A 23,298-nucleotide genomic window follows, 5' to 3' on the forward strand; every position below is an offset into this window, starting at 1 on the left:
ATGTCCGTGTCCACGAACACGCAGTTCAAGCTGCCCATACGCGCGCCCTTCTGGGCCCAGATACTCGCCGGCCTCGTCCTGGGCGTCCTGCTCGGCTGGCTCGCCCGCAGCCAGGACGTCTCCTGGCTGGTCACCACCCTGGAGAAGGTCGGCGGCACCTTCATCGGCCTGCTGAAGCTCGCCGTCGCCCCGCTGGTCTTCTTCGCGATCCTGGTCTCCATCACCAACCTGCGGAAGGTCAACAACGCGGCCCGGCTGGCCTCGCGGACCCTCCTGTGGTTCATGATCACGTCGCTGATCGCGGTGGCGATCGGCCTGCTCATCGGCCTGGTCACCAACCCGGGCGCCGGAACCGGCCTCACCCCGGTGGACGGCGCCGCACCGGAGAAGTCCGGCTCCTGGATCGACTTCCTGACCGGCATCGTGCCGACCGACGTCGTCACGCCGTTCACCGAGCTGAACGTCCTGCAGATCGTCTTCATGGCCGCCGTCGCCGGTGTCGCCGCCCTCCAGCTCGGCGAGAAGGCCCAGCCGATCCTCACCCTGAGCGAGTCCGTCCTCGAGCTCCTCCAGAAGGCCCTGTGGTGGGTCATCCGCCTCGCCCCGCTCGGCACCGTCGGCCTCATCGGCAACGCCATCGCCACCTACGGCTGGGACCTGATCGGCAAGTACGCCACCTTCACCGCCGACATCTACGTCGGCTGCCTCATCGTCCTCTTCGGCGTCTACCCGGCGCTGCTGGCGACCGTCGCCAAGGTCGGCCCGGTGCAGTTCTTCAAGGGCGCCTGGCCCGCCATCCAGCTGGCCTTCGTCTCCCGCTCCTCCGTCGGCACCATGCCGCTGACCCAGAAGGTCACCGAGCGCCTCGGCGTGCCGAAGGAGTACGCGAGCTTCGCCGTCCCGTTCGGCGCCACGACCAAGATGGACGGCTGCGCCGCGATCTACCCGGCCATCGCCGCGATCTTCGTCGCCCAGATCTTCGACATCCAGCTCGGCGTCGGCGACTACCTGCTGATCGCGTTCGTCTCGGTCGTCGGCTCGGCCGCCACGGCCGGTCTCACCGGCGCGACGGTCATGCTGACCCTCACCCTCTCCACCCTCGGCCTCCCGATGGAGGGCGTGGGTCTGCTCCTCGCCATCGACCCGATCCTGGACATGATCCGCACCGCGACCAACGTCGCCGGGCAAGTTGTATGCCCGTTGATTGTGGCGTCGCGGGAGAAGATCCTCGACCGCGAGAAGTACAACAGCGTGGCGTCGGCGCCCATCGACGCGGATGGACCGCGGGTGGTGGCTGCTGCCGCTTGATGGTTGACCTGACAGGTCAGGTGACGCCCCGTGCTGATACGTCGCACGGGGCGTCTCTTGTTTGCATGGGGAGGCTTGCTCAACGGTATGCGGGGGCACCAATGGCCGGGTGAACCGGGAAGGTGGGGCGCGGACAGAGGTCGCCGTCTCACAGTAGTTGGCGGAGGGGGTTCCCGGCCGCTCGCATCGGCGAGGACCTTAAGCAGCTGTTCGTGATTGACGGGGATCCGGTGACGTTCTGGCACCTGATCGTCGAGTCGAAGCTTGGCACCGCTTCAAAAAGTCACTGAAAGATTTACCCAGACTCATACAAGCATTCCTGGCTCTACTCGCAAACTGAAGCAGAGCCAGGAGGGAGTCAGTAGCTAATAGCGCCTAACAGAATGGGCCTTGCGGGCTGACCTGCAGAGATCCCGGTTCGCCGTCGGCGGCGAACCGCATCAAGGATTGCTCCAGCAGTTCCAGGAGCTGCCGCAGGTCGTCGGCTACCTTGTCGAGTTGGGGTTCGTCCAGTGATGCCGTCCGCGTCCGATGAACCGACCCATCAGGGCCCGCGACGTAGGACAGGCCGCCACCGTTCGAGCCGATGGCCACCATCTGGACCGCGCCAGCACCGACGGCGCCGTGCTCCTGGAGCCGCAGAAGGACGTCGCCCGCCGAGTCGAGGAAGTAGCCGTTGCCGACGTCCGCCCAAGTGACGTCGCCGATGTTGTCGTAGAAGGTGACCAGATCAGCCGGAATAAGGCCCGCTTGAGCAAGCGTGCGAGCCGCGGTTTGATCGTCGCGGTCGGCCGGCCGGACCTTGTTGGTACCAGGGGGAAAGCCATGCCGATTCTCGAACTCGCCTGCCATGGCCGCGAGGACCCCGGAGACTCTCTCTGTCCACGAGGCCAGCCAGGCGGGTGAAAGCGAACGGTCACTCATGAGGCCGGATCATGGCATGAGCCACGGACATCCTTGAGGTGACCAGTGGTCTTGCGCCCTCGTGTCAGCGTAATGCTCTGAGTTGTCGGTGGGCGATGAGGCAGCAGGCGAGCTTCAGGAACGCTTCGTGGATGTCGGCTCGCCGTTCCCACCGGATCCGCAGACGTCGGAAGCCGTGCAGCCAGGCAAAACTCCTCTCCACGACCCAGCGGTAGGTGCCCAGTCCGGTGCCGTGTCGCGTGCCGCGGCGGGCGATCGCGGGCACGATGCCACGGGCGCGGACCTGGTTGCGGTAGATGTCGTGGTCGGCGAACAGCGAGTCCGGCTTGCGACGGGGACGGCCGGCCCGGCCGCGGACCGGCGGGATCGCGTCGAGCAAGGGCAGCAGTTGAGTGACGTCGTTGCGGTTGCCGCCGGTCAGCAGCACCGCCAGCGGGGTGCCGTGCCCATCAGTGATCAAGTGATGCTTGGAGCCGGCTCGTCCCCGGTCGACCGGCGACGAGCCCGTGTGCTGCCCCCTTTTAACGCCCTGACGTGGGAGGAGTCGACCACGCAGCGGGACCAGTCCAGACGTGCGACCGCGTTCAGTTCGGCCAGCAATACCTCGTGCAGTCGCTGCCAGACGCCGGCCCCGTTCCAGTCCCGCAAGCGGCGCCAGCACGTCATGCCCGAGCCGAAGCCGAGGTCCTGCGGCAGGTACTCCCACTGGATCCCGGTGTGCAGCACGTACAGGATCCCGCACAGCACCTGCCGGTCCGGCAGCGGCTTGCGGCCCGGGTGCCGAAAGCGTCGCTCACGCTGCGGCAACAGCGGCTCCAGGCGGTTCCACAGCTCATCCGACACGACCCACGGCAACGTCCCCACACCGAACCGAACGCTCAACTACCGTCCTGGACACGGCCACCAAGACCGAGCCACCTCATTGTGTTAGCCGCTATTAGTAGGGCAGGCGCCACGTCGAGTAGGGGCCTGAGAGTTGGCGTCTGGCTCGACTGCCTGTATGTAAGTTGGCTGGTTGCTGCAGGTTGTGATCCAGGGACGCCAGCCTGTCGCCGATCTTCTCTGGGCCGGTAGGGACGGCCGTGATCGATAGCTACCTTGCTGACCGAGCCAAGCCGGTTACTCCGACGAGTGCGCGCCCTCCGAACCGACCGGCGTGATCCTGATCGACGTGATCTCGGGCGGCTTGCGCCTGCCGCGACCGATGCTGAACACGTCAACGTGGTCGATCACGGTCGCCAGGACGGCGCGGCGCCGTTCGAGGTTTTCGGGCTTGTCATCCTTCCAGACCGCAAGGACATCGGTCTCGACGCGTGATCGGCGGACGGCCGTTGTCGCTTCACGCGTGCGTAGGGTCTGGAGCTCTGCGCGAAGGTGGGTCAAGGAGTCGAAGTAGTCTTCGTCCTCCATCTGTCCTTCCTTCCAGCGTCCTCGGAGCGCTCGGATTCGGGTCTCCAGCAAGCTGATCTCGTTCGTGAGGTCATCAGCGGGCACCACTTCCTGCTGGGGCATGCGGGACAAAAGCGCAGCCTCGGTCACCTCGTTGAGACGCTCTTCAATCCACTGATACTGGCGGCTCACCTTGCCGCAGCCGAGGCGGCCGTTCGGGCCTCGCTGTGATGAGCTGCAGAACGTCCTTCGGAAGGTTCGTCCCTGGATGGTCGCCCACTGCACCCGCATCACGGCACTGCAATGACCGCATCGCAGGAATCCGGAGTACAGGTGCTTACGCTTGCCCGACCCCTGCGCCGCCGGGGTGGCCCGCCCATCGAGCAGGGTCTGTACGTTCTCCCACTGTTCTCGGGTCAGAGGGGCACCGTAGACGCTGTCCCCGAGGTCCTGGCCCTTGTAGGTGACGATCCCTCCGGTCCGTTCCGACCGGAACACGCGCTTCACTGCCGCGAGCGTCCAGGCCCCGCCCTGCGGTGTCGTAGAGCCCTCGGAATTCCAGTACCGGGCCACATCGCCGGGGGTCTTCGCGTTCCGGTCCATCAGCATGAGGTAGCCGTTGCGGATGAGCTCGACCTCGGCTTCGTCCAGTTCCTTGAAGTGCGAGCCCTCCTTGAAGCCGAACTGTCGCTTCCCGCCGGCGTGAGGCTTGCCCTGCTCCCTGCGCTGTAGGAGAGAGTTGTTGACGCGCTCCGACATGCGCTCTGTCTCCTGCTGAGCCACCGCACCCTTGATCGTCAGGATCATGCGGCCGTTGGCCGTCGAGGTGTCCTCGCCCTCGGTCGTCGCGAACGCGAAACCGTGTTGCTGCTGCTCTGCAAGGAAGCTGGTCAGTTCGCTGATGCGGCGGGTCAGGCGGTCGATGGAGTAGACGACGATGCCGTCAATCAGGCCGTCGCGGGCGTCTCGCAGCATCTCCGTGTACTGCGGACGGCGACGCTTGCTCGTGGTCGACGCTGACACGTCGTTCTCCGGATAGACCTTGTGGACCTTCCACCCCATGCGCTCGCACAACTCCCGGCACGCCTTCTCCTGGCGCTGGATGCCGAGTTCCTGACCCTTGCGGTCCTTGCTGATACGTACGTAGATCCCCACGCGCTCCGGCTTGGCCATGTCCCACCCCTGGTCACTGATTAGGTGCCTGCGCTGTGAACAACGTGCATACCAACACTACGGTTACGAAACGTCGCAGGGCAGGCCCTGGTCCCGGTCATCGTCTCCGCGCGCGAGGGGCTGCTCGACCGCGAGGCGTACGACTCCGTCCACTCCTCCCCGGTCGACGACGACGTCCCGGCCGACGAGTCCCGGCGGGTCCCCGTGGCCGCCTGACCCTCCCGGATCCCGCACGAGGGGCGCTTCCCGGCAATCACCGACCGGTGACCGTTGCTGGGAGCGCCCCTTACCCCTGTCTCCCGCATGGTGTGAGATCACCTGCACCACGTGCATCACACGTGGCACATTTCCATGATCCGGCAAGGATCAGCACCACTGGCGAAGGGGGAACCCGTGGCACGCACGCGGGCGCAGGGCCTACGCAACGTCGCCGAGGCGGTCGTGTCCGGCACCGATCCGCGCACGGCGGCGCGGGACGAACTGCGCCGCCGCACCGGAGGCGGCGGCACGACGGCGGAGGGCCGACGGGCACCGGAGAGCCGGGAGGAGACAGGGGGAGACGGAATGGACCCCTCGGACTTCCCGGCCGCCCGGGAACAGGACGGGGGCTCCGTCGACACCGTCATGCGGCAGAAGACGGTTCCGCTGGACGAGGCCGGAGAGGCGCTCGGCCGCAGCGAGCAGCTGCGCGAGGGCGGAGAGGTCGTGCACGCCATCTGCCCGATGGTGATGCCCAAGGGACGCTCCCTGCTCTCCATGCTGCCGGTGCTGTCGCTGCTGGTCATCGGCGCCGTGGGCACGTCGGTGGTGTCGGCGGCCGGGGGCGACGGTCCGACCAACCCGCTGTTCGGACTGCACTACTGGGTCGTGGCGCTGCTCGCCGTCGCGTTCGTGTGGTGGCGGCAGGGCCTGGTGATGGTGCCGGACGGCTGCCAGGCGATGATCACCCGGTTCGGCAAGCTGGAGAAGGTCGTCGGACCCGGCCGGGTCACGCTGCTCAGCCCGTGGAAGCGGGTGTCGTACATCGTCAACACGACCCGTGAGTACCCGTTCAACGCGCCGGTGCGCGAGGCCCCGACCAAGGGCGGGGTGAAGGCGTCGATCGACCTGTTCATCCAGTTCCGGATCAGTGACCCGGTCGAGTTCGTCTACACCCTCGGCGCGGTGCGCGGGTTCGAGGAGAAGCTCGGGAACGCCGTCAGCGAGACCATCCGCAGCCTGATCTACGAGCAGGAGGCGGCCGGTATCTACGACATGGTCGGCGAGGACAGCGGCCGGCTGCTTGAGCAGCTCAACCAGCAGTTCCGGCCCGCGGTGGAGCTGACCAACGCCAACATCACGCACGCCGAGCCCTCGGACCGGCGCTACCGGATGGACCTGGCCGCGCCGGAGATGGTGCGCGTGGCGAAGGAGGCGTACACCCACGAGTACGCGCTCCAGCTGCGCAAGGAGCAGGACGAGGGCGACCTGACCCGGGAGCTGGCCTCGAGCCAGGAGACGCTCTCCGCGATCCAGGCCGACATCGCCCAGTACCAGGCGCAGATGGACACCGCCGTGGAGCGGGAGACCAACCGCGCGGAGGCGCTGGCCCGCCAGCGCTACGTCCAGGCCGAGTCGGAGGCCAAGGCCAACGCGGCGCTGCTGGAGGCGCAGGCCCTGGACATCCGCGCGGTGACCGCGGCGCAGGCGCCGGAGATCCTCGAGTACCGCTACCAGCAGCAGGTGCTCGACACCCTGGAGCAGGTCGCCGATCACCTGCCGCGGCTGGTGCGGATCGGCGGGGCGGACGGTACCGGCGCCGCCGGGATCGACTTCCTCGAGCTGGCCCGTGAGCTGGTCGGCGAGCGCGGGGCGGAGCTGTTCACCGACGCCGACATGGCCGCCGTACGGGGCCGGCTGGCGGAGGTGTCCGAGCGGATCGCCGCCCGTGAGGAGGAGATCGGCGCGCTGCTGGCGGCCGAGCGGCCGACGGTGCCGCAGATGACCGGGGACGCCGGGACGGGCGAGGCGCCCGCGGGTGCCCGGGGAAGCGATGTGCCCGAGTCCGTCGAGGAGGACCACAGTTGAGCTCCGCACGCATACACCGCCGTTCGGTCATCGCCGAGGCCGTCGCCCCCTGGAGCGACATCGCCCGCCTGCTGCGCGGTGGCGAGGCCGACACCCTCATTCCGGTCATCATTCCCCGTCACCGCCGCCGTCTGTGGTGGATGCTGCCGCTGTGGCTCGGCGTCTACGCCCTGTTGACGGGCGTGATGCTGACGCTGGGCGAGTCGGAGTCCGACGGTGCGTCCGGCATCGCCTACGGCGCCCTGGCCACCCTCTCCTACACCGTGGCCGTCGTGCTGCTGCTGATCGGGGGGCTGTGGTGGTGGCGTTCCTCGATCGTCGAGATCGAGCAGGGCACCAACGGGGTGCTGACCCGCTACGGCGCCGTCACCCGCACCCTGGACGCCGGCCGGCACTACCTGTGGCACCCCTGGTCGCGGGTCGACTTCGTCGTCGACACGGCGACGGAGATCCCGTACTCGGCGCCGGTCATGGCCTGCCCCACGCAGGAGAACGTGCCGCTGCGCTCGATCGAGTTCTTCCTGAAGTTCCGCATCACCGACGCGGTGCTGTTCGTCCGCACCATCGGCGCGGGCAACTTCGACCTGGTGCTCTCCAGCGCCGTGCAGGACGCGATCCGGCAGCGGGCCCGCAGGATGCGCACCGAGCGCGCCTACGACCTGCGCGGCTCGGACGTGGCCGACATGCAGGAGCTGCTCAACCGGCAGCTGTCCGGCTACGGCGTGCGCATCACCGGCTGCAACATCCCCGACGTGCAGCTGCCGGCGCAGTACCAGCAGCACCTGGCCACGCGGGAGCGGGTCGCCAAGGAGCGCACCGCCTACGAGCAGGAGTGGGGCCTGACCCGCAAGCGGCGCATCGACAGCCTGGGCATGGACATCGAGCGGGCCAAGAAGGTGCGCGACGCCCGTATCGTCGAGGTGCGGGCCGCGCTGAACCGGGCCCGTGAGGAGGTCGCCCAGCTGCTGGAGCGGCAGGAGACCGAGGCCCAGCGGGTGCGGTTCGAGATCGAGACGCGCGGCCGCAGCGGTCTGATCGCGGCCGAGAACGAGGCCCGCGCCCAGCGTGCCCTGGCCAAGGCCTACCGCGACAACCGCGCGGTGCTCCAGTACGAACTGGCGCGCAGGCGCCTGGAAGTGGGTGCCGGGCTCGCCGGGAAGGCCCCGCAGCCGGTGGTGGTGCGCACCGACGCGGGCACCGACACCTCGGCGCTGTCGACGCTGTTCACCGCGCAGTTGCTGCCGCGGCTGACGGCGGGCGACCGGCCGGCCCTCGGTGACCGGACGGACCGGGCGGACGGCGGCGGCCACGACCCGCGGTAGCGGCGGACCGTACGCTGTGTCCCATGGGTGCCGTGAAGACGAAGCGGATGCCGCGTGCGGTCCGTGAACAGCAGATGCTGGACGCCGCCGTACGGACCTTCGGTCAACGGGGGTACATGGCCGCGTCGATGGACGAGATCGCCGAACTGGCGGGCGTGTCCAAGCCGTTGGTGTACCTGTACCTGAACTCCAAGGAGGACCTCTTCACCGCGTGCATCCGGCGGGAGGCGAAGGCCCTCACCGAGGCGGTGCGCGCGGGTGCCCGGCCGGAGCTGCCCGCGGACCGTCAGCTCTGGTCGGGCCTGACGGCGTTCTTCACGCACACCGCGCGGCACCCCGACGGCTGGTCCGTGCTGCACTTCCAGGCGCGCACGCACGGCGAGGTCTTCGCCGCCGAGGTCGCCGCGATGCGTGCGGAGATCGTGGCGTTCGTGACGCAGCTGATCCTCGATGCCGCCCGCGAGGCCCACCGGGACCCGGACCTTCCCGAGCGTGAGGTGTCCGGGCTGGCGGAGGCCCTGGTCGGTGCCGCCGAGTCCCTGGCCGACTGGGCCAACGCCACCCCCGGTGTCACGGCACGGCAGTCGGCGGCCACCCTGATGAACTTCGCCTGGGCGGGTCTGGGCGACCTGATGGCGGGGCACCGCTGGACCCCGCCCGACGACGACACCCGGGCCACCGGGGCTCAGGCCGGGCGGGCCTCCCCGGTCAGGTGAATCCGGCCGCCGGTGCCGCGCAGCTCGAAGCGCGGGCCCCGTGCCGCGTAGGTCACCGTGCCGGGCAGGAGCACCGGCGCCCTGAAGTCGGCCCGTATGTGCGTCGCGTCCGGGGTGCCGTGCGCGGCGAGGCAGCGGGCGACGGTCCACATGCCGTGTGCGATGGCGCGGGGGAAGCCGAAGAGCCGGGCGGTGAGGATGTGGAGGTGGATCGGGTTGCGGTCGCCGGACGCGGCGCCGTAGCGCCGGCCGACGTCCCCGGCGAGGCGCCACTCGTCGACGGCGGGCAGGGGCGCGGGGTCCTCGTGCGTGTCCCGGGTGTCCTGCGGGGCCGCGGTGGCGGTGGTCCGGTGGCGGGCCAGATAGGTGCTGTGTGACTCCCAGACGACGTCGGCGCCGGCGCGCATCTCCGTGACCACGGTGGCCTCCGTCCCGCGCCGGTGCGGGGCCAGTCCGTCGGCGTACACCGTCAGGCCGTAGGTGCCGGCGGACGGGATGGCCCGGTGCCGGGTGATCCGAATCGACGTGTGGACGAGTCCGAGGAGCGGCAGGGGGAAGTCCCGCCGGCTCATCAGCCGCATGGCCAGCGGGAAGCCCAGGACGTGCGGATAGGTCACCGGGAGCGCGTCCTCCCCGGTCGGGAAGCCGCACACCCGCTCGTACGCGGTGAGCGGGGCGGGGTCGACACGCAGAGCGGGCAGCACCAGCCGGGTGCGGGGGTGCGGGGCGTCGGGGCGGGGCCGCTTGAGGGGCGACAGCAGGGCGCCGCGTGCGAGCAGCGGGGCGAGGGCGGGGGGCCCGGGGAGCTCGACGGTGGGTGCGGGTGCGGAGGCCATGGAGTGTCAGGCCCCCAGCAGGCTCTGGCCGCAGACCCGTACGACCTGGCCGTTCACCGCGCCGGAGGCCGGGTGGGCGAGCCAGGCGGTGGTCTCGGCGACGTCGACGGGCAGTCCGCCCTGCGCGAGGGAGTTCATCCGGCGTCCCGCCTCCCGGATGAGCAGCGGCACGGCGGCCGTCATCTTCGTCTCGATGAACCCGGGCGCGACCGCGTTCACGGTCACCCCGTGCCCGGCGAGCGCGTGCGGGGCGAGGGAGCGGACCAGTCCGGTGATCCCGGCCTTGCTCGCGGCGTAGTTGGTCTGGCCCGCGTTCCCGGCGATGCCCGCGATGGAGGCGGTGGCGACGATCCGTCCGCCGCGCTTCAGGGCCCCGGCGGCGAGCAGCGCGTCGGTCGTGCGCAGCACACTCGCCAGGTTCACCTCCAGCACCGGACGCCAGCGGTCGGCGGGCATGTTGACCAGCCGGCGGTCGCGGGTGATGCCGGCGTTGTGGACGAGGACGTCGAGGCCGTCGGGGAGGGCCGCGGCGATCCGGGCGCCCGCGCCGGCGGCGGTGATGTCGAGGGGGAGCGCGATACCGCCCAGCCGGTCGGCGACACGGCGGGCGTCCGCTTCGGCCTGGGGGACGTCGAGGACGACCACGTCGGCGCCGTCCCGGGCCAGTGTCTCGGCGACCGCCTCGCCGATGCCGCGGGCGGCGCCGGTCACCAGGGCGGTGCGGCCGGCCAGGGGGCGGTCCGTGTCGTGGGGGGCGGCGGTCTCGTGGGCGCCGACCTCGATCACCTGGCCGCTGACGTAGGCGGACTTGGGGGAGAGCAGGAAGCGGAGGGTGGACTCGGCGGCGAGGGCGTCGGTGAGGCGGACCAGGTTCACGGTCCTGCCCCCGCCGGTCTCCTTGCCGAGGGAGCGGGTGAAGCCCTCCAACGCCTGCTGGGCGGCGGCCTGATGGTGGTCGGCGGGGTCGAGCGGGGCGCCGAGCACCACGATCCGGCCGCTCGTGGCGACGGACCGCACGACGGGGTGCAGGGCCGCGTGCACCTCGTCGAGTCCCTCGACGTCCCGTATCCCGCTCGCGTCCAGGACGACGGCGGCGGGCCGGCCCGAGGCGTCGCCCGGGGCATGACCGGTGCGGGCGAGGACCGGGGCGAGGTCGAGGCCGGACTTGCCCGCGGTGAGGTGGAGCAGACCGCCGTCCGGCACCGGCCGGGCGGCCGACCGGCGCAGCAGCGGCACGGGCCGGGGGAGGCCGAGACGGCGCGTGACGAAGCGGCCCGGCGCGGTGCCGGCAAAGCTCAGATAGCGGTCGGCCATGGGGTCTCCCGGGGTGGTCGCGCATTGCTTACTCTGAAGTAAGGTTACCGGAGGTAATCCTAGTCATCGGTGAGGAGCAGGTCGAGATGAGCACCCCGAAGCCGGCCGCCGTCCGGCGCGTCGCGGTCATCGGCGGCACCCGTGTCCCGTTCGCCCGCTCCGACGGCCCCTACGCCACCGCCTCCAACCAGGAGATGCTCACCGCCGCCCTGGACGGCCTCGTCGAGCGGTACCACCTGCGAGAACCGGGCGCGGTGGGCGAGTTCGTCGCCGGAGCGGTGCTCAAGCACGCCCGGGACTTCAACCTCGCCCGCGAGACGGTCCTCGGCTCGGCCCTCGACGCCCGCACCCCCGCCTACGACATCCAGCAGGCCTGCGGCACCGGCCTCCAGGCCGTCGTCGCCGCCGCCAACAAGATCGCCCTCGGCCAGACGGAGGCCGCGATCGCCGGCGGCGCCGACACCGCGAGCGACGCACCCCTCGGCGTCAACGACGCCCTGCGCAAGGTGCTGCTGGAGGCGCGGCGCGCGAAATCCCCGGGCGCCCGCCTCAAGGCGCTGGCGAAGGTGCGCCCCCGCCACCTCGTCCCCGACATCCCGCGCAACGCCGAACCGCGCACCGGCCTGTCCATGGGCGAGCACGCCGCCGTCACCGCCCGCGCCTGGGGCATCACCCGCGAGGCCCAGGACGAGCTCGCGGCCACCAGTCATCAGCGGCTGGCGGCCGCCTACGAACGCGGCCTGTTCCAGGACCTGGTGGTGCCCTTCCGTGGCCTGGCCCGCGACCAGAACCTGCGCCCCGGCTCGACGGTGGAGAAACTCGCCGCCCTGAAGCCCGTCTTCGGCCTCGCTCACCCCGACGCGACCATGACGGCGGGCAACTCGACCCCGCTCACGGACGGGGCGGCGCTCGTGCTGCTGGCGAGCGAGGAGTGGGCGCGGGAGCGGGGCCTTCAACCGCTGGCGTATCTGACCGCGTACGAGACGGCCGCCGTGGACTTCGTGCACGGGGACGTCGCCGACGGCGAGGACGGCCTGCTGATGGCACCCGCGTACGCGGTGCCGCGCATGCTGGAGCGGGCCGGACTCGGCATGGCGGACTTCGACCTGATCGAGGTCCACGAGGCGTTCGCCTCCCAGGTGCTGGCCACCCTGGCCGCCTGGGAGAAGCGGGGACTGGCGCCCGTCGACCGCGCGCGGCTGAACGTGGCCGGCTCCTCCCTGGCCACCGGTCACCCCTTCGCCGCCACGGGTGCCCGCATCGTCGCCACGCTGGCCACCCTCCTCGCCGAACGGGACGCCCCCGGCCGGGGACTCATCTCCGTCTGCGCGGCGGGCGGTCAGGGCGTGACGGCGATTCTGGAACGTCCCTGAGCGGGCAGGGGCGTCGTACATGAGTGACCCTCACGTAACCCCCGACATTGCACAGGCCCGGCCCGGGACCACCCCCCTTCCGGCACAGACCCCCCACGTCACCGCCGTACGATCCCCGCACCGGCCGGTGACGGTCCCCTCTCACCGGTGAGCGCCTCGGCGTGCGAGGCACGTACGTCGTGGCATCAAGCAGTTGCACTGCACGCCCCAGGAGCCGCCCGTGTCCACCGCGCATTCCGCCACCGCTCTCGACGACGACGTCTACGGAGCACCCGTCCTGGTCGAGCCCGAGACCCGGCGGCTGGACGGAGTCGTACGGGAAGCGTCCGTACCGCCGTTCGCCAAGCCGGTGCGGCACGGTTCGCTCGCCGACCTGCCGTTCGAGAACGCGAACGCGGCACCGGACGCGGTGGTGCTCAGCCGGAAGACGGCGGACGGCAGTTGGCGGGACGTGACGGCGGCACGGTTCGCCGCCGAGGTCATGGCCGTCGCCAAGGGGCTGATCGCCGAGGGCCTGGCGCCGGGAGACCGGATCGCGGTCATGGCCCGCACCATCTACGAATGGACGGTCCTCGACTTCGCCGCCTGGGCGGCGGGACTGGTCACCGTCCCCGTCTACCCCACCTCGTCCGTCTTCCAGGCCCGGTGGATCCTGCACGACTCCGGCGCGGTCGCCCTGATCACGGAGACCGCCGGCCAGGCCGCCGCCCTCGGCCCCGAGCTCCCGCACCTGCCCGATCTGCGGCGGGTGTGGGTCGTGGAGAAGGGCCACGTCGACGCCCTCGCGGAGGCGGGAGGGCACGTCCCGGACGCCGAGGTCGAGGTGCGCCGGGGCATGCTGGTCCCCAACACCCTCGCCACCCTCGTCTACACCTCCGGCACGACCGGCCGCCCCAAGGGCTGCGCCCTCACCCACGGCAACTTCTTCGCCGAGGTGGACAACGCCATCGAGCTGCTCTACCCCATCTTCCGGGCCCGGACCAGCGAAGAGGCCTCGGTCCTGCTCTTCCTGCCGATGTCCCACGTCTTCGGCCGCATGGTCGCCGTCGCCTGCGTACGCGCCCGGGTACGCCTCGGCCACGCGCCGAGCCTGGCGGCCGAGGACCTGCTGCCGGACCTGGCGAGCTTCCGGCCCACCTGTCTGCTGACCATCCCGTACATGCTGGAGAAGGTCTTCAACACCGCCCGCGCGAAAGCGGAAGCGGGCGGACGGGTCTCGACCTTCGACCGCGCGGTGTCCGTGGCCCGCCGCTACGGCGAGGCCCTGGAGTCCCGGCAGACCGGCGGCCCCGGCCCGTCCCGCTCCCTCAAGGCGGCGCGCGCCCTCTACGACCCGCTGGTCTTCCGCAAGCTCCGCAACGCCATGGGCGGCCGGGTCCGCTACGCCATCTGCGGCGGGTCCCCGCTCGGCCGCCGTCTCGCCGCGTTCTACGCCGGCGCGGGCATCGAGATCTTCGAGGGCTACGGCCTGACGGAGACCACGGGCGCCTCGACGGTCACCCCTCCGCTGAAACCCCGCCTGGGCACGGTGGGCTGGCCGCTGCCCGGCACCCGGATCCGCATCGCGGCGGACGGCGAGATCCTGGTCGGGGGCGAGCATGTGCTGCGCGGCTACTGGGACCCCCAGGCGGGCGGAGTGGTCCCGGCCGCCCCCGACGGCTGGCTCCCCACGGGCGACCTCGGCGAACTGGACGACGAGGGCTATCTGACCATCACGGGCCGCAAGAAGGAGCTGATCATCACGGCGGGCGGCAAGAGCGTCGCCCCGGCGCCGCTGGAGAACTGGCTGCGCTCACACCCGCTGATCTCCCAGGTCATGGTGGTCGGCGACCACCGCCCCTACGTCTCCGCCCTGATCACCCTCGACCTCGACGGCGTCACCCACTGGCGCCGGATGAACGGCAGGCACCCCGTCCCCGCGCACCTCCTCACCGACGACGAGGAACTGCTGGCGATCCTCCAGCGCGCCGTCGACGAGGCCAACAAGATGCTCTCCCGCCCGGAGTCGATCCGCCGCTTCGCCGTCCTCCCGGAGGACTTCACCGAGGAGGCGGGCCACCTGACCCCGTCGATGAAGCTGCGGCGCGAGGAGATCCTGCGGGACTTCGCCGACGAGGTGGAGGGGCTCTACGGGGGGTAGGTCAAGCCGGTGTGCGGGCGATGAGGAACGCGTGCGGGGTGGTCTCGTCCCGGTCCGGGTCGGCCGCGCGCACCGTGCGCTGGACGATGCGGAAGCCCGCCTCCTCCAGCAGCCCGGCGATCCGCTCCGGCCGCAGCCGCCGGAAGTCGAGGGAGACCGGTCGGCCGAAGGGCCGGTCGTGGCGGCGGGGTTCGTCACCGCACTGGAACGCGAGCAGCAGATGGCCCCCGGGCGTCAGGACTCTGCGGAACTCCGCGTAGATCGCGGGCAGTTCGTGCTGCGGGGTGTGGATGGTGGAGTAGTAGGAGACCACGCCGTCGAGGGCGCCGTCGGGCAGGTCCAGCTGCTGCATCGAGCCCTGTTCGAAGCGCAGGCCGGGGTTCTCCCGGCGGGCGATCGCGAGCATCCCCTCCGACAGGTCGAGGCCGAAGACGGAGAGGTCGAGGGAGGCGAGATGCGCGGTCACCCGGCCGGGACCGCACCCCAGGTCGGCCACCCGGCCACCCGCGCCGACCAGTTCGGCGAATCCGGCCAGCTGCGCCCGGTCCAGGGGCATGGCGGCGAGGGCGTCGTGGAACAGGGCGGCGTAGTCCTCGGCGATGGCGTCGTAGAAGGTACGGGTGGCGACCACGTGGTCGGCGTCGGCAGCGGTCATGGCCGGTGACCCTACCCGCGCCCACTGACACCACGTACTCACGGCGCGGGCCGGGGTGCGGGGGTCAGGTGATGCCCAGGCCGCGCAGCACGGCGGTCGTGGCCGTCGCGCCGAGGACGACCACCGCGAACGGCGCCCCCCGCCAGGCCAGTGCCCCGGCCGTGAGCACCCCGGCCGGGCGGGCCCAGCCCGCGAACCCCCCGCCCTCGGTGAGCGCCCCCGTCGCCAGCAGCGCCACCAGCAGGACCACCGCGCCGGCGGACAGCAGGTCCCGCACCCGGACCGGCAGTTCCACCCGCCCGTGCAGCGCGGGTCCCACCAGGCGGAAGGCATACGTCCCGACCGCCAGCACCAGGACCACCGCGACCGTCGCGCTCATGCGGACCGCCGCCGTCCGCGCCCGTGGAGGACCAGCCCCGCCAGGGCCAGCAGCACCGGCACTCCCGCGGGCACCACCGGGGTGACCGCCAGGGCCAGTGCCGCGCCGGGCAGCGCGGCCCGGCGGACGTCGGCGTCCTTGCGCAGGGCGGGGAGCACCAGGGCGGCCAGTACGGCGGGGAAGGCCGCGTCCAGGCCGTAGCGCGCCGTGTCGCCCAGCGCGCTGCCGGCCAGCGCTCCCACCAGCACCCCGGCGTTCCACACGGCGAACATCCCGAGCCCCGAGATCCAGAACGCCGCCCGCCGCCGGGCCGGGTCGTGCTGGGCCAGGGTGAAGGCCACCGTCTCGTCGGTCACCAGGTGCGCCCCGGCCAGCCGGGCGAGCCGTCCCCGGCCGATGTGCTCGGCGACGGCGAGGCTGAAGGCGGCCGTACGGGTGTTGAGCAGCAGCCCCGTGGTCGCCGCCGCGACCGGGCCGCCCCCGGCCAGCAGCACGCCCACGGCGCTGAACTGGGCGGAGCCCGCGTAGACCACCAGCGACATCACCACCGGCACCCACACCGGCAGCCCGCCGGCGACGGCGATCGCGCCGAAGGACACGCCGACGATGCCCCCGGCCAGGCAGACCAGGGACACGTCCCGGAGCAGCTCGGGGTCGAGGGAGGACAGGAAAGGTGTTCGTTGTGCCGAACGCATGTTTTCTACAATGGACAGACGAGCGAACGTTCGTCAAGCCGAACGATCGGACCCCTGGAGCGAACGATATGACTGACGGCACCCCGCCCCGCCTTCCCCTCGACTGGATCGCCGCCGCCCTCCGCCGCGAACGCACCCGCGCCGGACTCTCCCTCTCCGAGCTGGCCAAACGGGCCGGGATCGCCAAGTCCACGCTGTCCCAGCTGGAGGCGGCGAGCGGGAACCCGAGCATGGAGACGATCTGGGCGCTGGCGGTGGCGCTCGGGGTGCCGTTCAGCACGCTGGTGGAGCCCCCGGCCTCCGCCGTCCAGGTGATCAGGGCGGGCCAGGGGCCCACCGTGCACTCGGAGCAGTCGAGTTACGTCGCCACCCTGCTGTCGGCGAGCCCGCCGGGCGCGCGGCGCGACATCTACGCCGTCGGGCTGGAACCGGGGAGCGTGCGCGACTCCGAGCCGCACATTCCGGGGACGGTGGAGCACATCGTGGTCAGCGCCGGGCGGCTGAAGGCGGGGCCCGGAGAGGAGGGCGCGGAACTGGGCCCGGGGGACTACATGTCATATCGCGGGGATGTTCCGCACGCGTACGAGGCGCTGGAGCCCGGCACGAAATTCGTGCTCATCATGCAGCACGTATGAGACGCGTATGAGAGGAATTCGCCGGGAATTCAACCAGGGCCGTGTCAGGAAAAGGCAGGAGCCCCGTCGCCTGACGGCGTGGGGCTCCTTGGGTACTGCTAGTCGTTCCCGGATCGGAGGATCAGACCGGGGTGACGTTCTCCGCCTGCGGGCCCTTCGGACCCTGCGTGACGTCGAAGGACACCTGCTGGTTCTCCTCGAGGGAGCGGAAACCGCTCGCGTTGATCGCGGAGTAGTGGACGAAGACGTCCGGGCCGCCGCCTTCCTGGGCGATGAAACCAAAGCCCTTTTCGGCGTTGAACCACTTCACGGTTCCGGTAGCCATAAGCCCTCCTTGGGCTCAAAGGGTTGCCCTGCTCCAGAACCAGCAAGTGTGAAGACCATTCTGCACAACTGCATCCGTCTGAGAACGACGAGAGCCCGCGGTCACATGCTCCGCAGGCTCTGTACTGCAAGGGAAACCAAACTGCAACTTGCGACGAGCCTAGCACGCGGGCGCCCGAATGCAAGAGAGGCCAAGATCACGTCACCCGAATGTTTGCATGCCCCGTCCCTCGCACCGTCCCATTCGTCCAAAGGCGGACGAGGGGGCGGAGGCCCCGCCGCTCCGGGCGAGGGCTAGCCTCGCGATGTGGACAATCCTCGCACCCGGCCGCGCGTCGGCCACATCCAGTTCCTGAACTGCCTGCCCCTGTACTGGGGGCTCGCGAGAACGGGCACGCTCCTCGACTTCGAGCTGACGAAGGACACCCCTGAGAAGCTCAGCGAGCAGCTGGTGCAGGGCGACCTCGACATCGGGCCCATCACCCTGGTCGAGTACCTCAAGCACGCGGACCGGCTCGTCGCTTTCCCCGACATCGCCGTCGGCTGCGACGGCCCGGTGATGTCCTGCGTGATCGTCTCGCAGGTCCCGCTGGACCGGCTCGACGGTGCCCGCGTCGCCCTCGGGTCGACCTCCCGCACCTCCGTACGGCTCGCCCAGCTCCTCCTCGCCGAGCGGTACGGCGTACGGCCCGACTACTACACCTGCCCGCCCGACCTGAGCCTGATGATGCAGGAGGCCGAGGCGGCCGTCCTGATCGGGGACGCGGCCCTGCGCGCCAACATGCTCGACGGGCCCCGCTTCGGCCTCGACGTGCACGACCTGGGGGCGCTGTGGAAGCAGTGGACGGGCCTGCCGTTCGTCTTCGCGGTGTGGGCGGCCCGGCGCGACTACGCCGAGCGCGAGCCGGTCATCACCCGCAAGGTGCACGAGGCGTTCCTCGCCTCCCGCAACCTCTCCCTGGAGGAGGTCGGCAAGGTCGCCGAGCAGGCGGCCCGCTGGGAGGCCTTCGACGAGCAGACCCTCGCCCAGTACTTCACCACCCTCGACTTCAGCTTCGGCGCCCCGCAGCTGGAGGCGGTCGCGGAGTTCGCCCGCCGGGTGGGACCGACGACGGGGTTCCCCGCGGACGTCACGGTGGATCTGCTGGAGCCGTGAGGCCGGCGGCCCGGCCCACTACCCTGCTGGAAGGTTCCGGCGTACGGGCGTGACGGGGAGGGGTGGGCGCCATGCGGCCGCTCGAAACGGACGAGCCCACGGTGGTGGGGCCGTACCGGCTGCTCGGCCGGCTGGGCTCGGGCGGCATGGGCCGGGTCTATCTGGGCCGCAGCGCCGGGGGCCGTACCGTCGCGGTGAAGATCGTGCACCCGCACTTCGCGCTGGACGAGGAGTTCCGCGCCCGTTTCCGCCGCGAGATCGACGCCGCACGCCGGGTCGGCGGCGCCTGGACCGCCTCCGTCCTGGACGCCGACCCCGAGGCCCGGGTGCCGTGGGTCGCCACCGCCTACGCGGCCGGCCCCTCCCTCGCGGCCGCGGTCACCGACGCCGGCCCCCTGCCCGCCCACACCGTACGGACCCTGGGCGCGGGCCTGGCCGAGGCGCTGACGGCGGTGCACGAACTCGGCCTGGTGCACCGGGACGTGAAGCCGTCCAACGTGCTCCTCACCCTGGACGGCCCCCTGCTGATCGACTTCGGCATCGCGCGCGCCATGGACGGCACGGCCTCCCTGACGTCCACCGGCGTCTCGATCGGTTCCCCCGGTTACATGTCGCCCGAGCAGATCCTCGGCAAGGGCGTGACGGGCGCGGCGGACGTCTTCTCCCTGGGCGCCGTTCTGGCGTACGCGGCGACCGGCCGGCCGCCCTTCCCCGGCGACTCCTCGGCGGCGCTGCTGTACAAGGTCGTGCACGAACCGCCCGAGCTGGGCGAGTGGGACGGCGACGTGCGCGAACTGACCGAGGCCTGCCTGGACAAGGACCCGGCCGCCCGTCCGGCCCCGGCCGAGGTGGCCCGCCGTCTCGCCCCCGAGGGCGGCGCGGCCCGCCTGGTGGCGGGCGGGTGGCTGCCCGGGCCCCTGGTGGAACAGGTCAGCCGGAGCGCGGTGCAGCTGCTGAACCTGGACGCGGCGGGGGAGGGGCCGTCGGGCCCCCTGGAATTCAGCAGGCCGTCGGTGGGTGAGACGCCGGAGGACGGCCCTCCGGAGGGCGGCGAACCGTCGGTCGCGGGCCTCCCGGCCGCGGGTGCGGCCGGCGGCGGCCACGGCCCGTCGCAGGCCCGCACCCCGGCAGCGGCGTCGACCGGAACCTTCGGCCCGCCACCGGTGATGCCGGCACCGGAGGGGCCGAACGCGGCCGGCGTCCCGGTACCACGCGCCACACCGCCGGACCCGCACGCGAGCCGGAATGTGCGGGGGCGCGCGAACTCTGACGCCCACGGCCCCGTGACCGCGTACGGGAGTCCGCCCGCGACCTCCCACGGCGGCGTGCCGCCGGACTCGGACGCGCTCCCCCACCCGCCGACCCAGCCCACGGCGCACCCCCGCCCCGGCGGCCCCGGCAGGCTCTCCGTCTCCGTCGCGGCCACCGCGTCCCCCGGCGACGGCGGCAAGGGCCGCCGTGTGAGCTGCACGGTCGCCCTCGCCGTCGCGGGCGCGCTGGCGGCCGTGACCGTCGGCTCCGTGTTCGTGCTCGACGTGCTGCCGGGGACGGGCAAGTCGTCCGGCGGCAACGCGGGTTCCGACGACGGAGCCGAGACCCGGGAGCCGTCCGCCACCGTCCTCGCCGGTTACCTCGGCGCCTGGGAGGGTCAGGCCACCTCCCGGGAGTCCATCACCATCCCGCTCGGCACGTTCCGGGTGACGCTCAAGGAAGCGAAGGCGGGCGAGCGGGTGGGCACCGTGCGGCACACGGACATACTCGGCGGCGTCTGCGACGACGTACTCACGCTGAAGCAGGTCACGGAGAAGCAGCTCGTCGCGGCCTCCGTCGGCGCGGAGTACAACCGTGACGTCTGCAGCCAGGCAGCCCACACGGTCCGTCTCACCCCGGTCGGGGACGACCTCGTCTACGAGTCCGACAGCAAGCCCTCCGGTCGCCCGAAGGCCCGGCTGTCGAAGGTCGGGTAGGGCTCACGAACCGGACGGGGCGGCCTCGTGGAGCCGCACCGTGGCGGCGATCTTCCGTACGACGGAGTCCGGCACCTCGTCGGTGACGCCCTTGGCCCCGAAGAACGACCACGACAGCAGGTCGCCTTCGGTGTTCCTGAAGGCGAAGGTCAGCGCCTTGCCGTTCGTCCTGCACTTCTCCGTCCTGTCGACGCCTTCGGACCAGGAGGCACCGAGGGTGCCCTTGATGCCGGAGTTCGTGGTGAACGGCTCGACGGCGCCCGACTTCACCTTTGTGTCGTCGGGCTGGGCGTACTGCCCGTACACCCAGGCCTTGGGGTCGGCGGCGGCTGTCTCCTCGGTGCTCCGGGCGTCGCTGTTGCGCCGGGAGCCCGCCGCGGCCAGCGGGGTGTGTTCCAGACCGCCGTTCCTGTCCTCGTCCGAGCTGCACCACTCCTCCTGGAGGAAGGCGGGGGCGCGCATGGCGATCAGCGGCTTCTCCTCCGGGTCGTCGTTCTCGGCGACGTACGTGACCCAGCCGGTGGACTTGGGCGCCCACTGAGGCGGAACGTCGAAGGCGATGCCCGCGCTCGGGTTCACCACGACCTTCCAGCCCTCGACGGTGGCGGCTCCCGTGTCGGGGTCCCGGGAGCTGCCGGAACCCTCCTGTGCGGAGGCGGACTCGGTGGGCGCGGGACCCGGCGTGTCGTCCTCGTCGCCGCCGAGCAGGGCGTATCCGGTCACCGCCGAGGCGACCACGACGGCGGCTGCCGCCACGACGGCGACGAACGTGGTCCGGTCCCGGCTCATGCGGCGTCGCCGATGTCCGACTCGAGCCCCTCGACGAAGGCGTCGAACGTGGCGGCCGGGAAGGAGAGGGGGCCGTGGGCGGGGTGCTGGGAGTCGCGTATGGCGACCCGGGTGCGCACGGGCGCGATCGCCACGCGGGTGTTGCCGTCGCCGCCGCCGGAGAACGAGGACTTCCGCCGGCGCAGGGGCTCGGTCATGGCTCGTCTCACGGTTTTCCTTCGTCACACGGTGGATGAGATCCGGCGAAGCCGCGGGATCCAGCGACGCCTTCTCCACTGTACGGAACAGTGTTCGAAGCTGGTTCAGTTGAGGCCCCGCGTCGACGAACGCCGTCCCGGTCGGTGGGGACCACGCGCACGACTACGTGGCCGTCCTCGATCTGCCGCAGAATCCGGAGGAGTTGCGCCCGGGCCACGCGGCGGTCGGCCACGCGGACCCGGAGCGCGAACTCGTGGATGGTCGTCTCGTACGGTGTCGGGGCGTCACCCTCGATCACGGCGCACCGTTGCATCCGGTGGTCCACACGAGGAGCCGGCGGCACGACGCGTTGCGCACGCCTGACGTGGGTCCCGGAACATCCCGCGGATCTGCACAGGTGTCGCGTGGCTGGGGGTGCGGAGGGGCCCGTCGGGGCCGTCGGAGGCCGGGGTGCGTGAAGGAATCGGGGCGGTGGGTGACCGTGCTGTCGGAGTCGTGAACGTGGCGGGCCCGGACCGTGCCGCATCGCCGCCGACCGGCTGGCCGACCCTTTCCGCCCGTGCTTTGATCAGGGCCTCCTCCCCCCACACGATCCGCTCCTACGAAGGGAAACGCGCGCCATGAACCACGTCCCCCAGGTGGCAACGGCCGAGATCTCCGACGCCGAACTGGACCTCGTCTCCGGCGGCCGGGCCGGTGCCGACGCGACCTTCGGCCTCGGTATCCACGCGGCGCCGGGCGCGCTCGGCGTCCACGTCGAGGCGGGCGACATCGGCGTCACCGCCGGCGTCGGCGCCTCCGTCTCCGCGCAGGGCGTCTCGGTCGACGGCCACCTGAACGCCACCCTCTACTGAGCGTCGTACGCACGCCGCCTCGTGGGCCCCTGATCCCCTCGGCATCCGGGGCCCACGTGCCATATGCGCGGCGGGGCACGACGGGCCTTCGACTGTGCCCGTTCGAGTCAATAGGATCCCTGGGGACTCAGCGGACCTTCCCTGGAGGCGCGGCGGGATGAGCGAGCACCTGGGCGTCTGGCTGATCGTGGTCGCCGCGCTGTGGGGCGCGGCGGCCGGCGCGGTGCTGCCCCGCGCGGCCTACCGGTTCTCCGCCCCCTCGGGGGAGGCGTGGCGGACGGCGTGCCCGGCCGGGCACCCGGTGAACGGCTGGCTCGGCCCCGCCCGGTGCGGACCGTGCGCGCAGCCGTCGTACGGTCCGGGCGCCGCTCCCGCCGTCGCCACCGCCCTCGTCTGCGCCGCCCTCGCCGCCGCTACCGGCACCCGGCCCGAACTGGCGGTGTGGCTGCTGCTCGCGCCCGTCGGGGTCCTGCTGGCGGTCGTCGACTTCCGGGTGCAGCGGCTGCCCGACCCGCTCACCCTGCCGTTCGCGGTGGCCGCCCTGGTCCTGCTGGGGCTGACCTCCGTCCTCCCGGAGCACGCGGGGGAGTGGACGACGGCCCTGCTGGGCGCGCTCGCGCTCGGTGCCGGCTACTTCGTGCTCTTCCTCATCAACCCCGGTGGCATGGGCTTCGGCGATGTGAAGCTCGCGCTCGGCGCGGGCGCCGTGCTCGGCTGGTACGGCTGGCCGACCGTGATGCTCGGCACCCTGGCCGGGTTCGTCCTCGGCGCGCTGTACGGGGGTGCGCTGGTCGTCGCGCGGCGGGCGGGACGCAAGACGGCGATCCCGTTCGGCCCGTTCCTGATCAGCGGTGCCCTCGCGGGGCTGCTGATCGGCGCGTACGCAGCCTGACGTCAACCGGCGAACCCGGCTGACGTACGCTGATTCCGTCTGTCCACAACCCTTACGAAAGGGACGCCGGTGACCGAGAAGGCCGACCTTCAGCCCATCCTCGACCGTGCCGCCGCCGGTGGGCGGATCACCCCCGAAGAGGCCCTCGACCTCTACCGTGACGCCCCGCTGCACGCGCTGGGCGCGGCCGCC

At 71.6% G+C, this 23,298-nt stretch carries 22 protein-coding genes and 3 pseudogenes; 13 read left to right on the top strand and 12 right to left on the bottom strand.

Annotated elements, in window-relative coordinates:
* Complete coding sequence (locus tag ACZ44S_RS32185; protein WP_466935377.1) at window positions 1-1,308, top strand: dicarboxylate/amino acid:cation symporter; 1,308 nt, start codon at window positions 1-3, stop codon at window positions 1,306-1,308.
* A gap of 375 nt (window positions 1,309-1,683) precedes the next feature.
* Here the strand turns inward: ACZ44S_RS32185 and ACZ44S_RS32190 are convergent, their stop codons facing one another.
* From ACZ44S_RS32190 to ACZ44S_RS32200, 3 genes and pseudogenes are all read right to left on the bottom strand, one after another.
* The gene (locus ACZ44S_RS32190; RefSeq protein ID WP_466935379.1) at window positions 1,684-2,232 is read right to left on the bottom strand and encodes an SMI1/KNR4 family protein; all 549 of its coding nucleotides are present in this window, start codon (window positions 2,230-2,232) and stop codon (window positions 1,684-1,686) included.
* A 64-nt stretch (window positions 2,233-2,296) separates the two neighbouring features.
* A pseudogene (locus ACZ44S_RS32195) lies at window positions 2,297-3,096 on the bottom strand (IS5 family transposase).
* A 255-nt stretch (window positions 3,097-3,351) separates the two neighbouring features.
* Window positions 3,352-4,794: a recombinase family protein gene (locus tag ACZ44S_RS32200; protein WP_466935382.1), complete on the bottom strand. Its 1,443-nt coding sequence runs from the start codon at window positions 4,792-4,794 to the stop codon at window positions 3,352-3,354.
* 69 nt (window positions 4,795-4,863) lie between these two features.
* Between ACZ44S_RS32200 and ACZ44S_RS32205 the strand changes: the two are divergent.
* The 4 genes and pseudogenes from ACZ44S_RS32205 to ACZ44S_RS32220 form a co-directional block, all read left to right on the top strand.
* Window positions 4,864-5,010, top strand: a pseudogene (locus ACZ44S_RS32205) (dicarboxylate/amino acid:cation symporter); the annotation flags it as partial.
* A gap of 177 nt (window positions 5,011-5,187) precedes the next feature.
* Entirely contained in the window at window positions 5,188-6,861 is a 1,674-nt protein-coding gene (locus ACZ44S_RS32210; RefSeq protein WP_466935384.1) for an SPFH domain-containing protein, read from the top strand.
* Complete coding sequence (locus ACZ44S_RS32215) at window positions 6,858-8,183, top strand: SPFH domain-containing protein (RefSeq protein ID WP_466935387.1); 1,326 nt, start codon at window positions 6,858-6,860, stop codon at window positions 8,181-8,183. Before ACZ44S_RS32210 ends, ACZ44S_RS32215 begins: the two co-directional genes overlap by 4 nt.
* A 23-nt stretch (window positions 8,184-8,206) precedes the next feature.
* Window positions 8,207-8,899, top strand: a complete 693-nt coding sequence (locus tag ACZ44S_RS32220) for a TetR/AcrR family transcriptional regulator (RefSeq protein ID WP_466935390.1) — start codon at window positions 8,207-8,209, stop codon at window positions 8,897-8,899.
* On the opposite strand, the gene ACZ44S_RS32225 is transcribed toward ACZ44S_RS32220, so the two are convergent.
* Both ACZ44S_RS32225 and ACZ44S_RS32230 read right to left on the bottom strand, forming a co-directional pair.
* Complete coding sequence (locus ACZ44S_RS32225) at window positions 8,869-9,735, bottom strand: MaoC family dehydratase (protein ID WP_466935392.1); 867 nt, start codon at window positions 9,733-9,735, stop codon at window positions 8,869-8,871. The two genes, ACZ44S_RS32220 and ACZ44S_RS32225, sit on opposite strands and share 31 nt — an antisense overlap.
* A 6-nt stretch (window positions 9,736-9,741) precedes the next feature.
* Window positions 9,742-11,049 carry a 3-oxoacyl-ACP reductase gene (locus ACZ44S_RS32230; protein WP_466935395.1) on the bottom strand — a complete coding sequence of 436 codons (1,308 nt, stop codon included), beginning with the start codon at window positions 11,047-11,049 and terminating at the stop codon, window positions 9,742-9,744.
* An 86-nt stretch (window positions 11,050-11,135) separates the two neighbouring features.
* On the opposite strand from ACZ44S_RS32230, the gene ACZ44S_RS32235 reads away from it, so the two are divergent.
* Together ACZ44S_RS32235 and ACZ44S_RS32240 are read left to right on the top strand one after the other, a co-directional pair.
* Entirely contained in the window at window positions 11,136-12,422 is a 1,287-nt protein-coding gene (locus ACZ44S_RS32235; protein WP_466935398.1) for an acetyl-CoA C-acetyltransferase, read from the top strand.
* Between the two features lie 220 nt (window positions 12,423-12,642).
* Window positions 12,643-14,562 carry an AMP-dependent synthetase/ligase gene (locus ACZ44S_RS32240; protein ID WP_466935400.1) on the top strand — a complete coding sequence of 640 codons (1,920 nt, stop codon included), beginning with the start codon at window positions 12,643-12,645 and terminating at the stop codon, window positions 14,560-14,562.
* A gap of 1 nt (window position 14,563) precedes the next feature.
* Here the strand turns inward: ACZ44S_RS32240 and ACZ44S_RS32245 are convergent, their stop codons facing one another.
* From ACZ44S_RS32245 to ACZ44S_RS32255, 3 genes are all read right to left on the bottom strand, one after another.
* Window positions 14,564-15,217 (bottom strand): class I SAM-dependent methyltransferase, encoded by a 654-nt coding sequence (locus tag ACZ44S_RS32245; RefSeq protein ID WP_466935403.1) that lies wholly within the window; start codon window positions 15,215-15,217, stop codon window positions 14,564-14,566.
* Window positions 15,218-15,281: 64 nt separating this feature from the next.
* Window positions 15,282-15,596 carry an AzlD domain-containing protein gene (locus ACZ44S_RS32250; protein WP_466935406.1) on the bottom strand — a complete coding sequence of 105 codons (315 nt, stop codon included), beginning with the start codon at window positions 15,594-15,596 and terminating at the stop codon, window positions 15,282-15,284.
* On the bottom strand, window positions 15,593-16,291 hold the full coding sequence (locus ACZ44S_RS32255) for an AzlC family ABC transporter permease (protein ID WP_466935409.1): 699 nt from the start codon (window positions 16,289-16,291) through the stop codon (window positions 15,593-15,595). The genes ACZ44S_RS32250 and ACZ44S_RS32255 overlap by 4 nt, the downstream gene beginning before the upstream one ends.
* 68 nt (window positions 16,292-16,359) lie before the next feature.
* Between ACZ44S_RS32255 and ACZ44S_RS32260 the strand changes: the two genes are divergently transcribed.
* Window positions 16,360-16,926 carry a helix-turn-helix domain-containing protein gene (locus ACZ44S_RS32260; RefSeq protein ID WP_466935411.1) on the top strand — a complete coding sequence of 189 codons (567 nt, stop codon included), beginning with the start codon at window positions 16,360-16,362 and terminating at the stop codon, window positions 16,924-16,926.
* Between the two features lie 121 nt (window positions 16,927-17,047).
* Here ACZ44S_RS32260 and ACZ44S_RS32265 read toward each other — a convergent pair whose 3' ends face one another.
* Window positions 17,048-17,251, bottom strand: a complete 204-nt coding sequence (locus ACZ44S_RS32265) for a cold-shock protein (RefSeq protein WP_003992177.1) — start codon at window positions 17,249-17,251, stop codon at window positions 17,048-17,050.
* Window positions 17,252-17,557: 306 nt separating this feature from the next.
* On the opposite strand from ACZ44S_RS32265, the gene ACZ44S_RS32270 reads away from it, so the two are divergent.
* Window positions 17,558-18,406, top strand: a complete 849-nt coding sequence (locus ACZ44S_RS32270; protein ID WP_190167343.1) for a menaquinone biosynthetic enzyme MqnA/MqnD family protein — start codon at window positions 17,558-17,560, stop codon at window positions 18,404-18,406.
* 71 nt (window positions 18,407-18,477) lie between these two features.
* Window positions 18,478-20,373 carry a serine/threonine-protein kinase gene (locus tag ACZ44S_RS32275; protein WP_466935414.1) on the top strand — a complete coding sequence of 632 codons (1,896 nt, stop codon included), beginning with the start codon at window positions 18,478-18,480 and terminating at the stop codon, window positions 20,371-20,373.
* Between the two features lie 3 nt (window positions 20,374-20,376).
* Here ACZ44S_RS32275 and ACZ44S_RS32280 read toward each other — a convergent pair whose 3' ends face one another.
* From ACZ44S_RS32280 to ACZ44S_RS32290, 3 genes are read right to left on the bottom strand one after another with little or no spacing between them, the layout of a single operon-like run.
* Window positions 20,377-21,162 carry a DUF8017 domain-containing protein gene (locus tag ACZ44S_RS32280; protein ID WP_466935417.1) on the bottom strand — a complete coding sequence of 262 codons (786 nt, stop codon included), beginning with the start codon at window positions 21,160-21,162 and terminating at the stop codon, window positions 20,377-20,379.
* Entirely contained in the window at window positions 21,159-21,371 is a 213-nt protein-coding gene (locus tag ACZ44S_RS32285) for a DUF397 domain-containing protein (RefSeq protein WP_466935419.1), read from the bottom strand. The genes ACZ44S_RS32280 and ACZ44S_RS32285 overlap by 4 nt, the downstream gene beginning before the upstream one ends.
* Entirely contained in the window at window positions 21,368-21,886 is a 519-nt protein-coding gene (locus ACZ44S_RS32290) for a Scr1 family TA system antitoxin-like transcriptional regulator (RefSeq protein ID WP_466935422.1), read from the bottom strand. Before ACZ44S_RS32290 ends, ACZ44S_RS32285 begins: the two co-directional genes overlap by 4 nt.
* Window positions 21,887-21,980: 94 nt before the next feature.
* On the opposite strand from ACZ44S_RS32290, the gene ACZ44S_RS32295 reads away from it, so the two are divergent.
* From ACZ44S_RS32295 to ACZ44S_RS32305, 3 genes and pseudogenes are all read left to right on the top strand, one after another.
* The gene (locus tag ACZ44S_RS32295; RefSeq protein WP_466935425.1) at window positions 21,981-22,214 is read left to right on the top strand and encodes a hypothetical protein; all 234 of its coding nucleotides are present in this window, start codon (window positions 21,981-21,983) and stop codon (window positions 22,212-22,214) included.
* 157 nt (window positions 22,215-22,371) lie between these two features.
* Window positions 22,372-23,106 carry a prepilin peptidase gene (locus tag ACZ44S_RS32300; protein WP_466935427.1) on the top strand — a complete coding sequence of 245 codons (735 nt, stop codon included), beginning with the start codon at window positions 22,372-22,374 and terminating at the stop codon, window positions 23,104-23,106.
* Between the two features lie 69 nt (window positions 23,107-23,175).
* Window positions 23,176-23,298 (top strand): annotated as a pseudogene (locus ACZ44S_RS32305) (dehypoxanthine futalosine cyclase); the annotation flags it as partial.

The sequence above is a fragment of the Streptomyces malachitofuscus genome (assembly GCF_055571035.1).

What these genes read in the sequence shown, in the direction of transcription:
- ACZ44S_RS32185 (WP_466935377.1), top strand. Translation starts at nt 1, where the DNA reads ATGTCCGTGTCCACGAACACGCAGTTCAAGCTGCCCATACGCGCGCCC.
- ACZ44S_RS32190 (WP_466935379.1), bottom strand. Translation starts at nt 2,232, where the DNA reads ATGAGTGACCGTTCGCTTTCACCCGCCTGGCTGGCCTCGTGGACAGAG.
- ACZ44S_RS32200 (WP_466935382.1), bottom strand. Translation starts at nt 4,794, where the DNA reads ATGGCCAAGCCGGAGCGCGTGGGGATCTACGTACGTATCAGCAAGGAC.
- ACZ44S_RS32220 (WP_466935390.1), top strand. Translation starts at nt 8,207, where the DNA reads ATGGGTGCCGTGAAGACGAAGCGGATGCCGCGTGCGGTCCGTGAACAG.
- ACZ44S_RS32225 (WP_466935392.1), bottom strand. Translation starts at nt 9,735, where the DNA reads ATGGCCTCCGCACCCGCACCCACCGTCGAGCTCCCCGGGCCCCCCGCC.
- ACZ44S_RS32230 (WP_466935395.1), bottom strand. Translation starts at nt 11,049, where the DNA reads ATGGCCGACCGCTATCTGAGCTTTGCCGGCACCGCGCCGGGCCGCTTC.
- ACZ44S_RS32235 (WP_466935398.1), top strand. Translation starts at nt 11,136, where the DNA reads ATGAGCACCCCGAAGCCGGCCGCCGTCCGGCGCGTCGCGGTCATCGGC.
- ACZ44S_RS32245 (WP_466935403.1), bottom strand. Translation starts at nt 15,217, where the DNA reads ATGACCGCTGCCGACGCCGACCACGTGGTCGCCACCCGTACCTTCTAC.
- ACZ44S_RS32250 (WP_466935406.1), bottom strand. Translation starts at nt 15,596, where the DNA reads ATGAGCGCGACGGTCGCGGTGGTCCTGGTGCTGGCGGTCGGGACGTAT.
- ACZ44S_RS32255 (WP_466935409.1), bottom strand. Translation starts at nt 16,291, where the DNA reads ATGCGTTCGGCACAACGAACACCTTTCCTGTCCTCCCTCGACCCCGAG.
- ACZ44S_RS32260 (WP_466935411.1), top strand. Translation starts at nt 16,360, where the DNA reads ATGACTGACGGCACCCCGCCCCGCCTTCCCCTCGACTGGATCGCCGCC.
- ACZ44S_RS32265 (WP_003992177.1), bottom strand. Translation starts at nt 17,251, where the DNA reads ATGGCTACCGGAACCGTGAAGTGGTTCAACGCCGAAAAGGGCTTTGGT.
- ACZ44S_RS32275 (WP_466935414.1), top strand. Translation starts at nt 18,478, where the DNA reads ATGCGGCCGCTCGAAACGGACGAGCCCACGGTGGTGGGGCCGTACCGG.
- ACZ44S_RS32280 (WP_466935417.1), bottom strand. Translation starts at nt 21,162, where the DNA reads ATGAGCCGGGACCGGACCACGTTCGTCGCCGTCGTGGCGGCAGCCGCC.
- ACZ44S_RS32290 (WP_466935422.1), bottom strand. Translation starts at nt 21,886, where the DNA reads ATGCGGCACGGTCCGGGCCCGCCACGTTCACGACTCCGACAGCACGGT.
- ACZ44S_RS32295 (WP_466935425.1), top strand. Translation starts at nt 21,981, where the DNA reads ATGAACCACGTCCCCCAGGTGGCAACGGCCGAGATCTCCGACGCCGAA.
- ACZ44S_RS32300 (WP_466935427.1), top strand. Translation starts at nt 22,372, where the DNA reads ATGAGCGAGCACCTGGGCGTCTGGCTGATCGTGGTCGCCGCGCTGTGG.